11 protein-coding genes and 1 tRNA gene are annotated in these 15,727 nt (G+C 56.6%); 4 read left to right on the top strand and 8 right to left on the bottom strand.

Annotated features, from left to right (window positions below):
* Positions 1 to 11 precede the first annotated feature (11 nt).
* Positions 12 to 2,039, bottom strand: a complete 2,028-nt coding sequence (locus RE6C_RS16975) for a hypothetical protein (protein WP_008658444.1) — start codon at positions 2,037 to 2,039, stop codon at positions 12 to 14.
* Positions 2,040 to 2,262: 223 nt separating this feature from the next.
* On the opposite strand from RE6C_RS16975, the gene RE6C_RS16970 reads away from it, so the two are divergent.
* From RE6C_RS16970 to RE6C_RS16960, 3 genes are all read left to right on the top strand, one after another.
* Positions 2,263 to 3,348 carry a YdjY domain-containing protein gene (locus RE6C_RS16970; RefSeq protein WP_236618283.1) on the top strand — a complete coding sequence of 362 codons (1,086 nt, stop codon included), beginning with the start codon at positions 2,263 to 2,265 and terminating at the stop codon, positions 3,346 to 3,348.
* A 2-nt stretch (positions 3,349 to 3,350) separates the two neighbouring features.
* The gene (locus tag RE6C_RS16965; RefSeq protein WP_008658441.1) at positions 3,351 to 4,541 is read left to right on the top strand and encodes a 3-hydroxyacyl-CoA dehydrogenase; all 1,191 of its coding nucleotides are present in this window, start codon (positions 3,351 to 3,353) and stop codon (positions 4,539 to 4,541) included.
* 304 nt (positions 4,542 to 4,845) lie between these two features.
* Positions 4,846 to 6,420 (top strand): prenyltransferase/squalene oxidase repeat-containing protein, encoded by a 1,575-nt coding sequence (locus RE6C_RS16960; protein ID WP_008658439.1) that lies wholly within the window; start codon positions 4,846 to 4,848, stop codon positions 6,418 to 6,420.
* Positions 6,421 to 6,440: 20 nt separating this feature from the next.
* Here RE6C_RS16960 and pgsW read toward each other — a convergent pair whose 3' ends face one another.
* The 4 genes from pgsW to RE6C_RS16935 form a co-directional block, all read right to left on the bottom strand.
* Positions 6,441 to 7,655 (bottom strand): poly-gamma-glutamate system protein, encoded by a 1,215-nt coding sequence (gene pgsW / locus RE6C_RS16955; RefSeq protein WP_008658438.1) that lies wholly within the window; start codon positions 7,653 to 7,655, stop codon positions 6,441 to 6,443.
* Positions 7,652 to 8,152, bottom strand: a complete 501-nt coding sequence (gene pgsC / locus RE6C_RS16950) for a poly-gamma-glutamate biosynthesis protein PgsC (RefSeq protein WP_008658437.1) — start codon at positions 8,150 to 8,152, stop codon at positions 7,652 to 7,654. The genes pgsW and pgsC overlap by 4 nt, the downstream gene beginning before the upstream one ends.
* Position 8,153: 1 nt before the next feature.
* Entirely contained in the window at positions 8,154 to 9,479 is a 1,326-nt protein-coding gene (gene pgsB / locus RE6C_RS16945) for a poly-gamma-glutamate synthase PgsB (RefSeq protein ID WP_039962350.1), read from the bottom strand.
* 925 nt (positions 9,480 to 10,404) lie between these two features.
* Positions 10,405 to 11,220: a 3-keto-disaccharide hydrolase gene (locus RE6C_RS16935; RefSeq protein WP_008658435.1), complete on the bottom strand. Its 816-nt coding sequence runs from the start codon at positions 11,218 to 11,220 to the stop codon at positions 10,405 to 10,407.
* Between the two features lie 404 nt (positions 11,221 to 11,624).
* Between RE6C_RS16935 and RE6C_RS16930 the strand changes: the two genes are divergently transcribed.
* A tRNA-Leu gene (locus RE6C_RS16930) sits at positions 11,625 to 11,708 on the top strand.
* Between the two features lie 315 nt (positions 11,709 to 12,023).
* Here the strand turns inward: RE6C_RS16930 and RE6C_RS16925 are convergent.
* The 3 genes from RE6C_RS16925 to RE6C_RS16915 form a co-directional block, all read right to left on the bottom strand.
* On the bottom strand, positions 12,024 to 12,449 hold the full coding sequence (locus RE6C_RS16925) for a BLUF domain-containing protein (protein WP_081605677.1): 426 nt from the start codon (positions 12,447 to 12,449) through the stop codon (positions 12,024 to 12,026).
* Between the two features lie 117 nt (positions 12,450 to 12,566).
* Positions 12,567 to 14,267, bottom strand: coding sequence for a TolC family protein (locus RE6C_RS16920; protein ID WP_315852356.1), 1,701 nt, complete (start codon positions 14,265 to 14,267; stop codon positions 12,567 to 12,569).
* Positions 14,268 to 14,386: 119 nt separating this feature from the next.
* The coding region (locus tag RE6C_RS16915) for an HlyD family secretion protein (protein ID WP_039962349.1) at positions 14,387 to 15,727 on the bottom strand (1,341 nt) is incomplete at its 5' end.

Raw genomic sequence — 15,727 nt, 5'->3', positions numbered from 1 at the left:
GTTGAGCTGAATCAGTTTGGCGGTGCGTCATCGACCGTGACCAGTTCTTCCACGCCGCCGTCACCGGGATGGAATCGACCGGCGAAGAAGTCGGCGACCAAGTGTTTGCCGAGCACCGATCGTGGGCGACGACCGATCAACGAACGGTACAGCATCCATTGCTCGCTGCCGATTTGGATTCGAAAACCGGTGGCAATGTTGCGCGGGATCAATTGCAGATCGTCGGCAACGGTGAGCGTTCGCCAAGTGCGTTTGCGATGGAACCGTCGTGATTGAAAATCGATCCACACGGGACTGTAGACCGCACCCGTTCCCTCGGTGGTCACAGTGACCGAATGAGGTTCGTTTTCGGTGTGGCTGGGTTCGGCGGTGCAGGCGGTGGGACCGATTCGCCATTCAGCGGCGGGCAGCGGCAACATCATCGCGCGTCGTTTGTTGTCGTGAAGATAAACTTCGCGTGTCTGCTCGTCCGGCGTCGCGGAGACGGAATCGGAAACCGGATAATGGGTGATGCAACGGATCTGCACGTCCGCCAGTGAACCGAAGGGGCTCGGCGGGTCAGTCGGCTGATCTAAGTGATCTTCCGCGTCGGCAGACGCCGCATCTTGGTTCGGTTCAAACTGGGCGGGCAAGACCGTGTCGGAGATCATCACGCAACGATCGTCGCGAATGACCATGAATTGGCGCTGCAACACCACGCCGCCGGTGAATGATTGTTCCATCTCCAAGTAATGAATGTCATCGTCGGTGTATTCACATGTGGCTTGCCAATCGCCTTTGGGATCTTGGCTGACGCCATCCAGTTCAATGGTCGTGTGCAAGGGGCCTCGAAACAGGGTGCGGCGTCCGCCCATGATTTCGATTTGCATCACCTTGCCGCTGTAGTCGACGAAGGTGCGTCCGCGGCGAACGTCCCACTCGGGAAGCATCGCAACCATCCCGGCCACGTCGCTGTGCCACATCGATTCGGGCAGCGAAATTTCCCAAGCCAATCGGCCGCCACTTTGGCTTTGACCCAGCGAGGCTGAGAAAGCGGGCAGCAACGAATCCGTGTCGTATTTCATCGCTCGTCCCATTAGTCCGGCGGGAGCGATCGGACGTGCTGGCTTGCTCGTCTGCGACTTGGATTTCTTTTTCTTCTTCGTTGCCTTGGAAGTTCGCGAAACCAAGCCGACGTGATCGAGAGCCACTTCGCGTGAAGTGGTTTGCGTCAGAACTTGTGAACCATCGACACGGGTGGTCGCGGCGATCCAGGCTGCGATTTCTTCCGCGGTGGCTTGGTGCGACTTTTTGAATTTGCGTTTGGCGACAACTCGCATCAATTCTTCGCAGCGAATGATCGACGCCATCGTGGCTCGCAGAGCGTGCGGGGTTCGCAGGGCTTCGTCGATTGTGTCTTCGTGATCCAAGTAAGCCTGGATGGCCGAGGCGGATGGCTTTACCCGAGCAACACAGCTTGGAATGTCGGCCAATCGATAGGCAAGCGTCAGCCCCAGTTCGCCCGCCAGCATCAAGTGGTGCGGTGATTCGGCTTCGTCATGGGCGAGTGTCGATGCGACGCGTCGTTGCAGTTCGGCCAGTAGGTTCCACCAGAGTTCCAATGGCAGGATCAATGTCAACGCAGGAAGCGACGACGCCCAAAGGATGCAGCCGACATCGCCGGCCAGATCCGATCGTCCATCGCGGGAAGCTTCCAAGAACATTTCGGCCGCCGGAATTAGATCCGTATCGGTCAGAGGAATCTGAACCGAATCCGCGGTCGCGAGCGTTGCCAGTTGCGTACTGAGTGGATCAACGGGTCCGTTGAGCAGTGACGCCAAACCCCACAAGTAGACCTGGCCGTCCAGCGCATCGTCACCAAACAATTTGGAGGCGGGATGGCGTTGGCGGCGTGCTTCTATTTTTTTGCGCAGCGCCTGCCAAGTGGCCGCGTCGGGCATGGGTGTGACACTCGTGAATCCATCGGTCGTCACGGACTCGGCCACGGAAGCCTTTTTCTTGGACGAGTTTGATTTGGAGGGCGGTTTGGTCAGTGTCATGGACCCGAGGTGCAACGCAGGGAATAATCGATGGTATGAACGGTGAATCCATCCGTGATTCTGTGGCGGTCTTCTCCCAGTGAGAACGCCAATCGAAGGTTCTGGCCTTCGCGGAGTGATTGGGGTTCGTTCGCCTTTCATTGATCGACGATTCGACTGGCTACGCAGTCTAACCGGGCGACGCCGGTTGTTGACTCCCCGCACCTGAGTGATTGAGAAATTCATGTTTATGAAATCTGTTTCCGGCCTGCGACGATCTGTTTTGGCTCACAAACGTTGCCAGTGGCCCCCGGTGGCGGGTGGCGCAGTCACCAAAATCAATCGAGCGGGCTGGGTTGCGCTGCTTCTCGTGCACATTGCCTTGGCCGGAAGTGCTTGGATGCCAGCCGTTGAGGCACAAGACGATACGGCGAAGACCGAGCAAGCCGCTGAGTCGCAGGATCAACGCTCGCTGGGTGTCGCTTCGCCGGACGATCCCGATCCCTATGACGACGCTGCGATCCAAGCCGAGTTGGAAGAGTGGGACCGTCAAATGCGAGCGATGGCGGACAAGTACGCGGCACCTCCCGGAGCCAAGCAGATCACCAAGCTTCCCGATTTGTGGATCGATCCCAAAGCCAAACGAGTCTACATCGATGGCTACGTGACGATGCGAAAGGGTGCGTTAGAAATGTTCGCCTGCCCGGTCGGAACCAAGGAACACGAGTCGATCGTCGCCGCATTCGCGAAAAGCAAAGAAGTCCACGCCGGTCTGCTGGCCCTGGGGACCAAGTCGGGCACGCCGGTTTCCTACGATCCCGAATTCAAGCCGCCGACCGGTCAACCGGTTGCTGTGTGGGTGACTTGGCGTGACGAAGACGGCAAATTCAAAGTGGTCGATGCCAGAACTTGGGTTCAGAACAACGAGACGAAAAAGCCGCTCGCCGAACAATGGGTTTTCGCGGGAAGTCAACTTTGGACGGATCCGGTCGACAAGGTCACTCACTACTCGGCCGATTCCGGTGACATGATTTGCGTTTCGAACTTCAGCAGCGCGATGTTGGACGTGCCGTTTTCCAGCAGTGCTCAAGCGGGCAACTTGTTGTTCTTGGCCCACACCGAACGAATTCCTGAACAAGCCACGCCGGTTCGATTGGTGTTGGTTCCTCAGTTCGAAAACGATCCGACCGCGACGACTCCGCCGGATGAATCCATTTTGCCGATGCCTCAAAAGGCGGCCGAAAAACCCGCTGAGAAATCCGACGCTGAAAAGACCGGTGATGCGAAAGCGAAGTTGGACACGAGCAAGAAGGCGACGGGAACTCGCTGATTGTGACGGAATCGATTCGAGTTTTATTGGTCGGCGCTGGAGTGGTCGGCCGCGCCATCGCGACGGATCATTTGCTGGCCGGATGCGAAGTCTGGATGGCGGACCGCGACGAAGCGGTGTTGTCCGAGGCATGCGACGCGGTGCTGCGGCGGACGGATGGCATCGCTGATTCGGCTTCGCCCTGGGGAGCGACCGTGCCGATTCCAATTGTGCACATGATGCCTCACGGGCACGATGAAACGATCGGCGCATCGGATGCTTTGCCGACTTGGATGGTGATCGAGTCGATCGCGGAGAAGTTGCCCATCAAGCAAGCGTTCTTTTCCGAAGTCGAAAACTGGTTTTCGCGTTCGCCCGTTTTGACCACCAACACATCGACGTTGCCGATCACCGAGATCGCTGGTTCGATGCAGACGCACGCGGCACGGTTCTGCGGGATGCATTTCTTTATGCCGGTGGTCGGGCGTCACGCTGCAGAGATCATCGTTCATCCCCAAACCAGCGAAGCGGTCATCGAGGCTTGCGAGGAACATGTCCGGCGGTTGAAGAAGGTACCGCTGCGGGTGCTGGATTCACCGGGCTTCGTCGTCAATCGAATGTTGGCACCGTATTTGAATCTGTCGATGCAATTGCTGTGTGCCGGCATCTCAGCATCAACCATTCGCGAAGCTGCACTGCGGTATGGCATGCCGATGTCCCCGTTTGAGCTGATTGATTTGATCGGACCACGGACCGCTTTCGATGGGGGGCGAGTTGTTTGGCAATCCTTCCCCCAACGGATGGATCCGTCGCCATTGTTGCCCGCGATGATCAAGCGTTCGCTCAACGGTGTCGCAGGGCGAAAAGGGTTTTATGACTACTCGGGCGATGGAGAGCGGATCGGCGACGAGCTGTCCGAAGACGTGAACGCGTTGGTTGATCGATATTCACGTGACGACATCGGTGCGGCCGGCGTTCAAGGGGATGTCCACCTGATTGCGGACATGTTTGCCGCGTCGATGTGGCGTGAAGCCCAGGCGATCGTTGCATCGCATGTTGCTGACATGGAAACGATTGACCAAGCGATGGCGGGCGGACTGGGGTATGTCGCACCGACCGGTGAGATGACCTGGCGAGAGCACATCGAATCGATTGGTGAGGATCGCTTCAGGCAACTTGCCGAACGCTTCCCGAGCCTCAAATCGCTCCGTTAGGGGATGGGGCGGCTGTCCATTGGTACCAGTCGGGGGGCCGGACGGATCGATTGCGACGGGTACATTCGATGGATTGTGGCGTTCTATTCTTACCCAAGGATCGTTTGGCGGCGATTTCTGCGGTTTCAGCTACAATGAAAGCTGCTAAGTCGGCATCTTCTCGCCTGGTCAGAATGGTCTTGAACCGTTCTGCGTGCCGTGCCGTTCACTAGCTGGAACGACAGGTTTTGGTGCTCGCTCGTCAGTGTGCGTTCACTTCACTTGTCGTGACAAAGATTTGACTCCTTTTCTGATGGGATGATTGATGGCCACGGTTTCGGAAACGTCCTTGCCCGATCACGACATAGTTGACGCAACATTGGCTGACGAAGTGCCAACCGCTGAAGATGTCACTCCCCGTCGCCGCATGGGTTTCTTGAAGGCCGCGCCCGCTTGGTTGATCAGCACGCTGTTCCACATTGGCGTGATCCTGATTCTTGGTTTGGTCACGTTTGCCGATCCCGTCAAAATTGTGAACGTGTTGTCGGCTTCGGCCACGGGCGAAGAAGGCCCCGAGATTGAAGAGTTCCAAATCGAACAAATCGATCCCAGCGAGATGGTCGAGATGGATGAGTTCGCCGAGCCGGTTGAACTCACCCAGGCTCTCGACACCACCGAAACATTGCAGGTCGATGTTGCGATGGAGATGCCTTCGATGCCGATGGAGATGTCCGAGTTGGCATCCGACATGGCGCCCGTTGCTCAGACACTGCAAACGTTGTCCTCGGTGACAATGCCTGCGATGGACAGTCGATCGGTGGATATGAAGAAGAAACTGCTGCGTGAATATGGCGGGTCGGCGGCCAGCGAAGCGGCGGTGACAGAGGCGCTGAAATGGTTGGCCCTGCACCAAGCTCCCAACGGTGGATGGACGTTCCAGCACAACTTGGTTTGCAACGGCCAGTGCGGTAATCCAGGCGAACCCAAACGAGCCGAAGCCGTCAACGCCGCGACCGCGATGGCTCTGTTGCCATTCCTCGGTGCCGGACAAACGCACTACTCCGGTGAATTCAAAAATGTCGTTCGCGGTGGGTTGTTGTTTTTAATCGCCAACGGGAAGAAGGGCACCGTCCGCGGTTTGCCCGTCCTGGATTTGTCGGAATCATCCGGTAACGGAATGTATTCGCACGGTTTGGCGGCGATCGCCCTGAGCGAGGCGTATGCGATGACGGAGGATCCCGCTCTCGCCGTCCCAACGCAGCAAGCGATCAATTACATCGTCACGGCTCAGTGCGAAGACGGCGGTTGGCGTTATCGACCTCGTGATGCGTCCGGTGGCGACACGTCGGTGGTGGGGTGGCAAGTCATGGCGCTGAAGAGCGCTCACATGGGGCACCTCATTGTGCCGCCGCAAACGATTTATGGATCGACGATCTTTTTGGACAAGGTTCAATCCGACGGCGGTTCGATCTACGGCTATCAAACAAAGTCCACTCGAGTCCGTCCGGCTTGCACCGCGGCTGGTTTATTGTGCCGGATGTACTTGGGTTGGGACAAGAACCATCCCGGGTTGCAGAAAGGTGTCGAGAAATTGGTCGACATCGGTGTTCGCAAGGACAACATTTACTACGACTACTACGCCGCTCAAGTCCTTCGGCATGTGGGCGGTCCCGAGTGGGACAAGTTCAATACCGAGCTTCGTGATTGGTTGGTGGAAACGCAGTCCCAATCCGGCGGCAGTAAAGGCAGTTGGTACTTTCCTCAGGCGACAAATCACACCGGCCCCAAAGAAGGCGGGCGTCTAGCAGCCACGTCCTTCGCCACGATGATCCTGGAAGTGTATTACCGGCACATGCCGTTGTACGCCGAACAGGAAGATGAAGACGCGTTCCCGCTTTAGAGACGCGTCTCCGGTTTCGATCAAACCATGTACTGCGGTTGGTCTTTGGGTTGTTCGCCGAACCACCCTTTTCGTTGCAACCACTTCGTCACTCGATGCGGTGGTTTAACAACAATCGCGGTGGCTGCGGTAATGAAAAAGATCCCAATCAATGCCAACACTCGGCGCGGGTCGATGATTGTGAACACGGTTCCTTGCCCGACTTCCACTTTGGTTGTCGAAGCGATTGGTAGTCCGTATTGGTTTGCCAAAGCGACTACGTTGATCATGTTGATGACCGGTACACCTGATGCCAGAAACCTGGTGGCGACACAGTCGACCGCTTCGGGTGAGCTGGCTTTCTTTTGGATCGTTGCCAATTGCTTGGGAGTGATCAGCCCTTCGCCGATGCTGTCGTTTCCTTCGGTGCCGCCGACCGATGCGTCGCCGCCACCGACATTGATGTACGCGGCGTAAGTTTCGTCTTCAGCGGCCTTTGAGTAGGCAACCATCCGTCGTTCAATCGCGTCGATGTCGTCGATGCTGTCCATCAACGGGACACCGCTTCGCTGGATCGCGGCGTCCAAGATCGCTCGTGTGTCATCGCTCATTCCGGCGGCACGGTCACGGAAACCACCACGCGAAATTTCGAGACTGCGATAGGCCAGAATGGAATTGTCGGCCAGCAGTTTCTCCATGTCCGGCCACATCATGTCAGCCGAGTTCGCGCCAAATTGGCTGGACGCTGCACTGCTGATGATGGTCGGGCGTGCGCCCAATGATTCGGCGGCACTGTAGACCGCGATGTTCAGCGCCGGAAACGATCCGGTGCAACCGATGGCAATTCGGTCGCCGGGCCGAACGCCCGCATCGACCAGCAAACGCATGGCGACGGCAGCGAAGTTTGGATTGATCGAGGTTTGCTTAGCGGCCAAGTGACCAGGCAATGTTGTCACGGCGGACATCGATGGACCGACCATACCGGTGTCGGCGGGGTCTTGCGCATCCAGCAACGGATGGCCGAGTTCCAATCGCTTGGCGTGAATCGCATCGAACGCGGTGTTGGCACGTTCGGATGCTTCCAGCATGCGGTCCTTCAAATCAGGGATGCCGTACAAACCCGCGACCATCGTGCTCCATCCAGCCATTTGATGTGGCATGGCACGAAGCGTCAGCACCGTGACCACCGAAAGGGCGGCCAGGAACAACAGTGAACCCGAAGAGATCTTCTGGGGACGGTAATACAGTTTCTTCATACCAGCGTTTCCACACCTGCGGTCACCAAGACCAAGTAAACCAAAGATGTCGCAATCACGAGCGGCGAGAGTGTTTGCACCACGCCACTGCGCGCAATCCAGAGAGCGACCAACCCTGGAATCACAAAACCGATGACCGTTGTTCCGGCCATCATCATCGAGGCGGCGGAGGTGCTGCCTTCCACGGCAACGCCCACGGGCATCGAAGGGAACGTGAGTTCCACCATCGACCGCAGCACTGCCGCGATCGCGAAACCAACCACCATCGTCAACACGACTCGTCGGCGACCGAACAAGATCGCCCAACGATCGATTTGGTAAACGACCCACGCCGTCACCAAAGCGGCGACGATCGTGGCGATGATCGTCGCCGGTTGATCGAATGCCAGTGCCAAGTAACCCGGGACGATCATCCCGCCGACGCTCAGCCCAAATGCTTCGGTGAAAATCAAACTGACGACCAGACCAATGCCGATCGACAAAGCGAGCCATTCCATCTCAAACCATCTCCAAGACTCGTGCCGGACGTGTCACAGGCGTGCGGAAACGTTCCCACCCCTGGTCCTGTCCGAAGTGATCGGCCAACGCCATGCCCGGGCCGGCGACGTTGCCGATTCCCATCAGCATCATGCCCGATGATTCCATTTCTTCCGCTCGCTCGGCGACCGCGGTGCCACTTTGGAAGTGTGGTCGTGGTGCGGTTGCCACGCGTTGTTCGCGGCGGAACGATTCCAACACCGACTCGACCAATTCGGGACCGGACGAATTTCCTAAGCAGAGAACTTTGTCGGGATGGATCCCGCGTTTCAGCAATCGACGAAGGAAAATGTCGGTGCCTGATCCGATGATCACATAGCGATCCGCGGGGGCCCAGGTTGCAACAGCTTCGGCCATCGTGGTCGAGCGATCGGCGCGGTCGACACGACAATTCATCACCAGCACACGTTGCGTGACACCGGGGAAGTAGTTGTAGGCCGCGTCCCAAATTCGCGTGGTTGACTCAGGGTCATTGGCCGCGAACGCGTTGACGAAGTGCCACGAGTTGCCGTGAACTTCTTGAACGTGAACACGCATCGCACCGGGGTCGGGTTGAGCTTCCCACATGCCCTGCAACGCCACGTCCCGAGCCACTCCCATCGACTGACATACTTTCAACGCAAGCGCAACGTTCTCGGCGTGTTCGAGGTAACTGAACTGAGCCAATTCGTCTTGAGTGATGTCGTTTGCATCGTCGGCGGTGGTGACCACCAATTGGCTGCCGCGGTCATCGCAGGCTTCTTTCATCACAGACAAACTGTCGTCGCGGTCTTCGGCGGTGAACATGTTGCCGGCGATTGGCGTGGTCGCAGACAAAGCCCGAGCGACGTCCAAGCGAGTTGGTCCCATCACGTCCAAGTGGTCGGCGCGAGCGTTGGTGATGACTCCGTGAGTTGATCGAACCAACTTCAATTCACAAACCGATTGCAACAAAGGTTGCAAAGCCATGCACTCGATCACGAGTGCATCCGCATTGTGTCCGACGGCAGTTTGAACGATTCGTTTTTGTTCAATGACGTTGGCTCGGTCCGGTCGAAAGATCGGAAGCTCTTTCCCATCGGGAAGGATCATGCGAGCCAATGTGCCCGTGGTTTTGGCACAAGTCCGGATGCCACCGGAACGTAAACCCGCGGCGATCAGACGAGTCACTGAGGACTTGCCACGCGTTCCGTTAACATGGATCCGGAATGGGATTTTGAGAAGTTGACGACGGTACCAGTACGCTTCGACCATAGCCGCAGCGCACACGGAGGCGGCGAATGCCACCAATGCAAGCGTGCCGTTCACGAACGGATCTTTCGATGGAGTTGGGGATGGGACGCAAACTAACTCAGGCCGGAATCGACCATCAGAAAAGTCAGTGCGCTAACGTCAAAACTGGCAAGGCGGTGAAGTGCCTGCTGGGTTCCCTGAAGATGGGGAGTAACATCCGATGCTGAAGAAAAGGCCAAGAGCCGGAGTCAGCGATCTCCGTTTGGTTCTTGGGTGTGGCGAGAATTATTATTTTCGCGCGGCCCGAGTAAAGAGCATTCCCGGGAAATTCTCTTAGAATCCTCTAAGGGCGTAACGGACGCCTAAGCATGGCTTCTAAATGAGCGGCCGTGTCCGCAGAAAAGAATTTTTGAGACGCCGATTGATGGTCACTACGCTCAAGTGTCTCGTTCGCAAAGCGGCCCCTCAATCCTTGTGAAGAAACCTTCGTACAGGCCATGCATGGCGGGCTTGAAATCCCCTGGTTTCTAAGCGTTCAGGCTGGTCGGCGGGCAGTCGTCGCGAACCGACCAGGTTGGCTTGTAAGCGACCAGCGAAACTTGCCTGATGTTGGCCGGCTGCGTAATCAATCGACCGCAAGGCTGATCCGGTGATGCCGTCGATCCGCGTCCTGCCCGATCGCTTGTTGCGGCAAAGGCAAACATCCCGCGGGGGACAGAGGTCTGCCGTATTTCAGTTACCGCTTTTCAACAGATTTCCACAAAGCCTACTTCTCCCGAAACGAAGTGAGGTCGTGCAGTTATTTGATGCCGCTTTTCGGCAGATTTACACACGGCGTACCTCTCCCGAAACGAAGTTTGGGGAGAGGTCAAGCGACGCCGTTCAGGCGTAAGCGAGGGTGCGGGCCGGGCATGGGAAGTCGCGAAACGATCGACCTCAGCCGATCGTTGTTCGTTTTAAAATACCAGGCGGCATTGTTCACACGCCGGTGTTTTCCGGCTCACTCGGTTTCGCTGATCGGCGTTTCTTTCTTGCCATCACGAATGAAAGGCTCGCGGGTTTGTTCGCCGGTGGCGGGTTGGAATTCACGCACCCAGATGTTGCGGAACCGCACCGGGTTGCCGTGATCTTGGATCGTGATTGGACCCGTGGGGCTGTGAGCTTCGTACTTCGGTGGCCGGTTGTACGGCGTGTCGCCTTTCAGCTCGAAGTGGTTCAAAATCAGCACCCCGTTGTGAACGGCGGTGATCGCGGCGGGGCTTTCCAGATCGCCTGATTCGCTGAACCGAGGTGCGGTCCAGTAGATGTCGTAGGTATTCCACTCGCCCGGCGGACGCATTGCGTTGGCGGCCGGCGGCGTTTGCTTGTAGATCGCTCCCGCCTGCCCGTCGTGATAGGTTTCGTTTTCGTAGGAATCGAGCACCTGGATTTCATAGCGGCCCATCAAGAAAATCCCGCTGTTGCCACGACCTTGCCCGTTGCCTTTGGCGGGGGTAGGAGCCGACCATTCCACGTGGACTTGGCAATCACCAAATTCTTCCTTGCTGGTGATGGCACCCTTTCCTGCGATCAAGTCATCGCCTTCGGTCGTCCAATTGGAGATGTTCTTCCAGTTCTTCACATCTTCGCTCGAGCCGAACAACACGATCGCGTCCGATGGCGGGTCCGCTGCGGTCTCACCCGGGGTGACGATCGGCGGAGCTTGCCAGGTGATCCCATTGAGGTATTCCTCGCCAAAAGTGGAGGAGCAAAGGGCGGGGGCGGTCAGTGTCGCGAGCGAAAGGGCGACGGAGGCGAGACATCGGCGGTGAAGCATGGCGTTGGATTCGGAGAGGTAGGAAGCGGGGAATTTGGTCGCTCATTCTAGCCGAATCGTTTTTGTCCGGTTCGGAATTTCAAACACGGATTTGGCGAGCGAATCGAAGACGCCCCGATCGGGCGGAGCATTGCGGTCAGAGGATGGTCGTTGGGCCTGCGTTTAGCGGCACCCGAACCGGTCCGCTGCCCGAATAAGTCGCACGGTCGTTTCAATGGTTTCGGTGAGCGAAATCAATCGCCGGGCGGCCGCAAAGATCGCCTGAACCCGTCTTGCGGGATCGAGACGCCTCCGACATAATTCGCGTCTCGATGGAGCCAGGCACGTCTTCCTAGCGAAGGCACTCCCCCCGCGAAACTATCTTCGCGAGGTCGCCAGCGGGTTCATCGACATTTTCAGAAGAAGCCGAAGTGGCGGAATTGGCAGACGCGCTGGATTCAAAATCCAGTTGGAGCAATCCAGTGAGGGTTCGAGTCCCTCCTTCGGTACTTCTTCGAACATCGCCCGGACCAAATGGCCCGGGCTTTTTTTATGCGACGAACGATCTTCAGATGAGGCTGTTTCCCGACGAAGTCGAGTTCCCGCATTCTCTGCATTCGTCGGCTCGCCCGAATTCACGCTGTCCCATAGCACCAGCAAGACAACGTGTCTTCCGTCTCTCCGAGGAGGAGAGTCAGGTCTTTGCAAATAAGTCTTTGCGAAAGCGAATCGCAACCACCGTCATTTGACAGTTCATGCGAACGGCTGAAAGGAGGGATTGAAAGCCAATTCAATCAACCCCGCTCTTTGCTGGGCTGGTCGTATCAGAGGTTTTGGCTGAGGGACTTCATGATCGAACGGGCTCGACTGTTTCGCCCATTCAGCAGGGAAGGAGGCAGCGAGTTCGTGTTGAATGTGGTGTAACCTTCGATCAGCTTCGGGTCCAACTTATCGAATAGGCGGAAGGCCATCGACCAATCTTCGAAGTTTCGTGCTTCGATTCGATCGTGGTACATCACGTCAACGCAGGTGTGGCGTTGGTCGTTCGAGATGGTTTGCATCAAGCTTTCGATGACATCTTGCTCGCCTTCTAGTAATTGCATGAATTCGCGAGTTTTTCCGCTGTGCAATAGAATGCCGGTTACGTTCAGTCGAGCGTTTTGTTCCCGAGATTGCTCGAGCAAACTGTCGAGCTCGTCGACCGACATCGCTCGGGTTGCCACACTGCAATACACCAGTTCAGTTAACATGGTCTTCTCTTTGGCTCGGCGTCGTCGGGCTGGTCCGGTCGACCAGCATCGGTTGGCAAAGTATTAGACAGCAGCAAAGTTTTGGACAGCAGCAAAATTGGCGATTCCGCATGGGGGTCACTCTGCGTCTCGCAGAGCGTTGGCTTCATGAAGTTCCCAGTCTTTTAAACGTTCTTCCGACCGGGCGCTTTCCAGGTCGTGAAGGTCTAACGAAGTTGGCAACTTACTCGGTGGCAAAGCCGATACCGACATCGCTTGTTCGAGTGGATCCAGCCCGAGTGCAATTTGCATTTGAGCAAGCGCCGCAAACCAGTTTTGTTGAGCCTCGATCAATTTGATCTCCGTCTCGTTGGCTTTGGTTTCCAACAAGTTTAGATAGATCAAATCGATTTTTCCGCGTTCAAAGGCGAAACGGTATCGATCGAGTGTGTCGATGCTAGCGCGCAACGACGCTTCGGATTGCTCGACGATCTGACCGGCCAGTGTCAATGCGTTGTAGGCGGTTTGCAATTCGACGCCGATTTTGTCACGCACCAGTCGTAGTTTCTGGTTTGTCTGTGCGATCTTAGCCGTTGTCGATTGGATTTTACCGCGAGCTTTGCGACGTTGGATGGGGACCTCGCTGGTGAAACCGATCACCAGTTCGAACTCACCCTTGTCGTCAGACTTGGTCGCTGGTTCACCCATGTCTTGCGAGGCTTCGGCGATGAAGTCGAATCGGGGAAGCATCTCATTGCACGCGAGTTGCCGATCGAGCTGGATGCCGCGAATTTGATACTGCAGAATCTGTGGTTCGGGACGTCGTGAAAGGGCGGCGGCGAGGTCCGATTGGTAGTCACCGGGCGGTGGTGGTTGGATCGCGGGGAACTTTTGGGGAATCCATTGATCGTCGGGAACCATCGGTTGCCCACCATCATCGCGAAGGAACAGCCCCAGCTTGAATGCGGTTTCGCGATACTTGCGTTCCGTTTCCAGAACCTTGGTCGACCGTTCGGCGATAAGTTGTTGGTTCAGGATCAGATCAATCTCGGCAAACTTGCCCGCGTCGACACCGGCTTCGTATTGCTTGCCACGTTCTTCTGCCAACTTCAGCAGTTCGCGTTGAGCCTGCAGAGACGAGCCGGCGGCCACCCATTGCCAGTAGTTTGTCGTGGCGTCGAGGGAGATCTGCAACAACGTTTGCTGAATTGTCGGTCCGACGGCTTGTCGTGCCAGTGATGCTTGGAAGACGGCCACGCGTTGTGGGTCGATCGCGCGTCCCTGCAACAGAGGTTGGATGATGGAGGCTTTGAATTCGCCGGCGTCATCGGTTTGGCGTTCTTTGTACCAAGGTTGATAGAAGCCACGGCCGACACGATAGCCGGCTTCGACGTAGCCGCCCCACCAAGTCTGGCGAGCGAGTTTCAAACCGTTGCGATAGTTCTCGTAGTACCCGGTAGGTTCGGACAAAGAGTACGCGTTGAACTTGACGTCATAGGCACCGCGAGCGGACATCAGTTCGCCGTTGGCCAATCCGGCTTGCTGGCGAGCCTGGATGATTTCGGGATAAGACCGATAAACGCTGGCGATGACGTCGGCCAGAACCAGCGTGTCCTCTTCGTTTTCCGCGGTGTCCACAGCTGATGTTTCTTCACCGGTTTGGACAACCGATTCGGGAAGCTCTTCTACAGCGGTTTTCGCAAGCGGATCAGCGTCTTCGTCTTGCGCGACTGTGAGGAACTGTTTGAACGACAACGCATCGGATTCGATCATCGCTGGTGCGGATGGTTCGTCCGCGTGGACCGGGTTGGTCGTTATCAATTGCGACGGAGCCAACATCGCAATCAATGCGACGGCGAACCGTTGGCGGCGCGAGAGAGAACTCGACTTGGCCACCGTATCGAACGATTCGTTGTTAATCTTTGCGGCTTGGCCGGAGTTTGCCGCACAGGCAAAGTTTAAGCCTTTGGCAGTTTGACCTTGGACGCTTTCTCTTTTGACTTTTCGGGTTCCTGGTCGGCGACGACCGGCGGGAATCCATTTAGTTGACGCCATATCTCTCGGCCCAGCGGTACACGGTTCAAAAGCACCCATCCATTTGCGCGGACGCCTTGTCTGAGATATCGGTCATCAGGCCAACCATTCTCCCGATCAAAATGATTGTCCGGGGTCACCAGAACCCGAAAATTTCCTTTGCCGTCGTCGGTCGGGAAGACTCGGTTGACTTTGCCGCCAAAAGTGCCGACGGCGACAGATGGCCAGCCGACGAACTGAACGGCGGGCCAACCCTCAAATTGCAGGCGAACCGGGTCACCTTCGTGGATCAAGGGCATGTCATTGCCGCTGACTCTCATCTCGACGGCCAAATCGTCCGTGTCCGGAACAATCACAAAAAGCTGGTCGCCTTCTTTGATCGTGTCGCTGCCTTCCACGCCGTACCATTCTTGGATGCGGCCCGATCGTGGGGCACGAATTTCCAATCGATCCAGTTCGCCGCGTTTGTTCCGCAAGTCCAGGATTTCTTTCTCGATTGTGTTGATCTTCTGCATCGCGTCGAGCACCTTTTGCTCTGCGTCTCGATTCTTGATCGCGATGTCCTGCAATTTCGCTTCGATTTCTTCTTCTTTGGAGATCAACGAAGCGGACAATTCGTGGACCGCGTTCTGTGCTTTCTGGACCTTTGCGATTTGAGATTCGACCGCTTGCTGCTTGCTGAACAATTCCTCACGAGACACCAAGCCTCTTTGAGACACTTCTTCCGCGATTCTTAATTGATTGCGTTTGTCCTGCAATTCCGCTTCCATCGCGGTGACTTCGTTTTTGGCTTGTTCCCACTTTTGTTTGGCCGCCTCCAAATCTTGTTTCAGAGATTCGGTCAGGCTCTTTCCTCCGTTCTCTTGCAACGCGACGGCTTGCTTGGCGACTTCCAGACCGGAGAGCGCGGCGGCCTCTTTCGATTCCATCGCGATGATTTGAGTGTCGATTTGAGAAACGCCATCCACTGAGAAAGGTGACAAACGCAACAACAATTCATCTTGTTCGACGGAGCTGCCTTCACGCAGTCCCGGTTTCACATATTCGACAACACCCTTGGATGGACTGCGGACCGGTTGCGGACGTTGTTGCGGGTCGATGGCAACGACCGTGCCGATGCCTCGAGCCGTTTGTTGCCAAGGCACGAACACCATCGCAATGATCGAAAGCGTGAGTCCGACGAAGGTCAGCTTGCCGACGAAGCGGATCCAGTTGCCCGTTCGGACCAATTGCATCGATGCGAAGTCGTCGGATGAATGAAGACT

The sequence above is a fragment of the Rhodopirellula europaea 6C genome, from assembly GCF_000338295.1.
Taxonomy (GTDB): domain Bacteria; phylum Planctomycetota; class Planctomycetia; order Pirellulales; family Pirellulaceae; genus Rhodopirellula; species Rhodopirellula europaea.
Note: the sequence above shows the minus strand (reverse complement) of the source record. Positions and strands in the feature narration are given on the sequence as shown.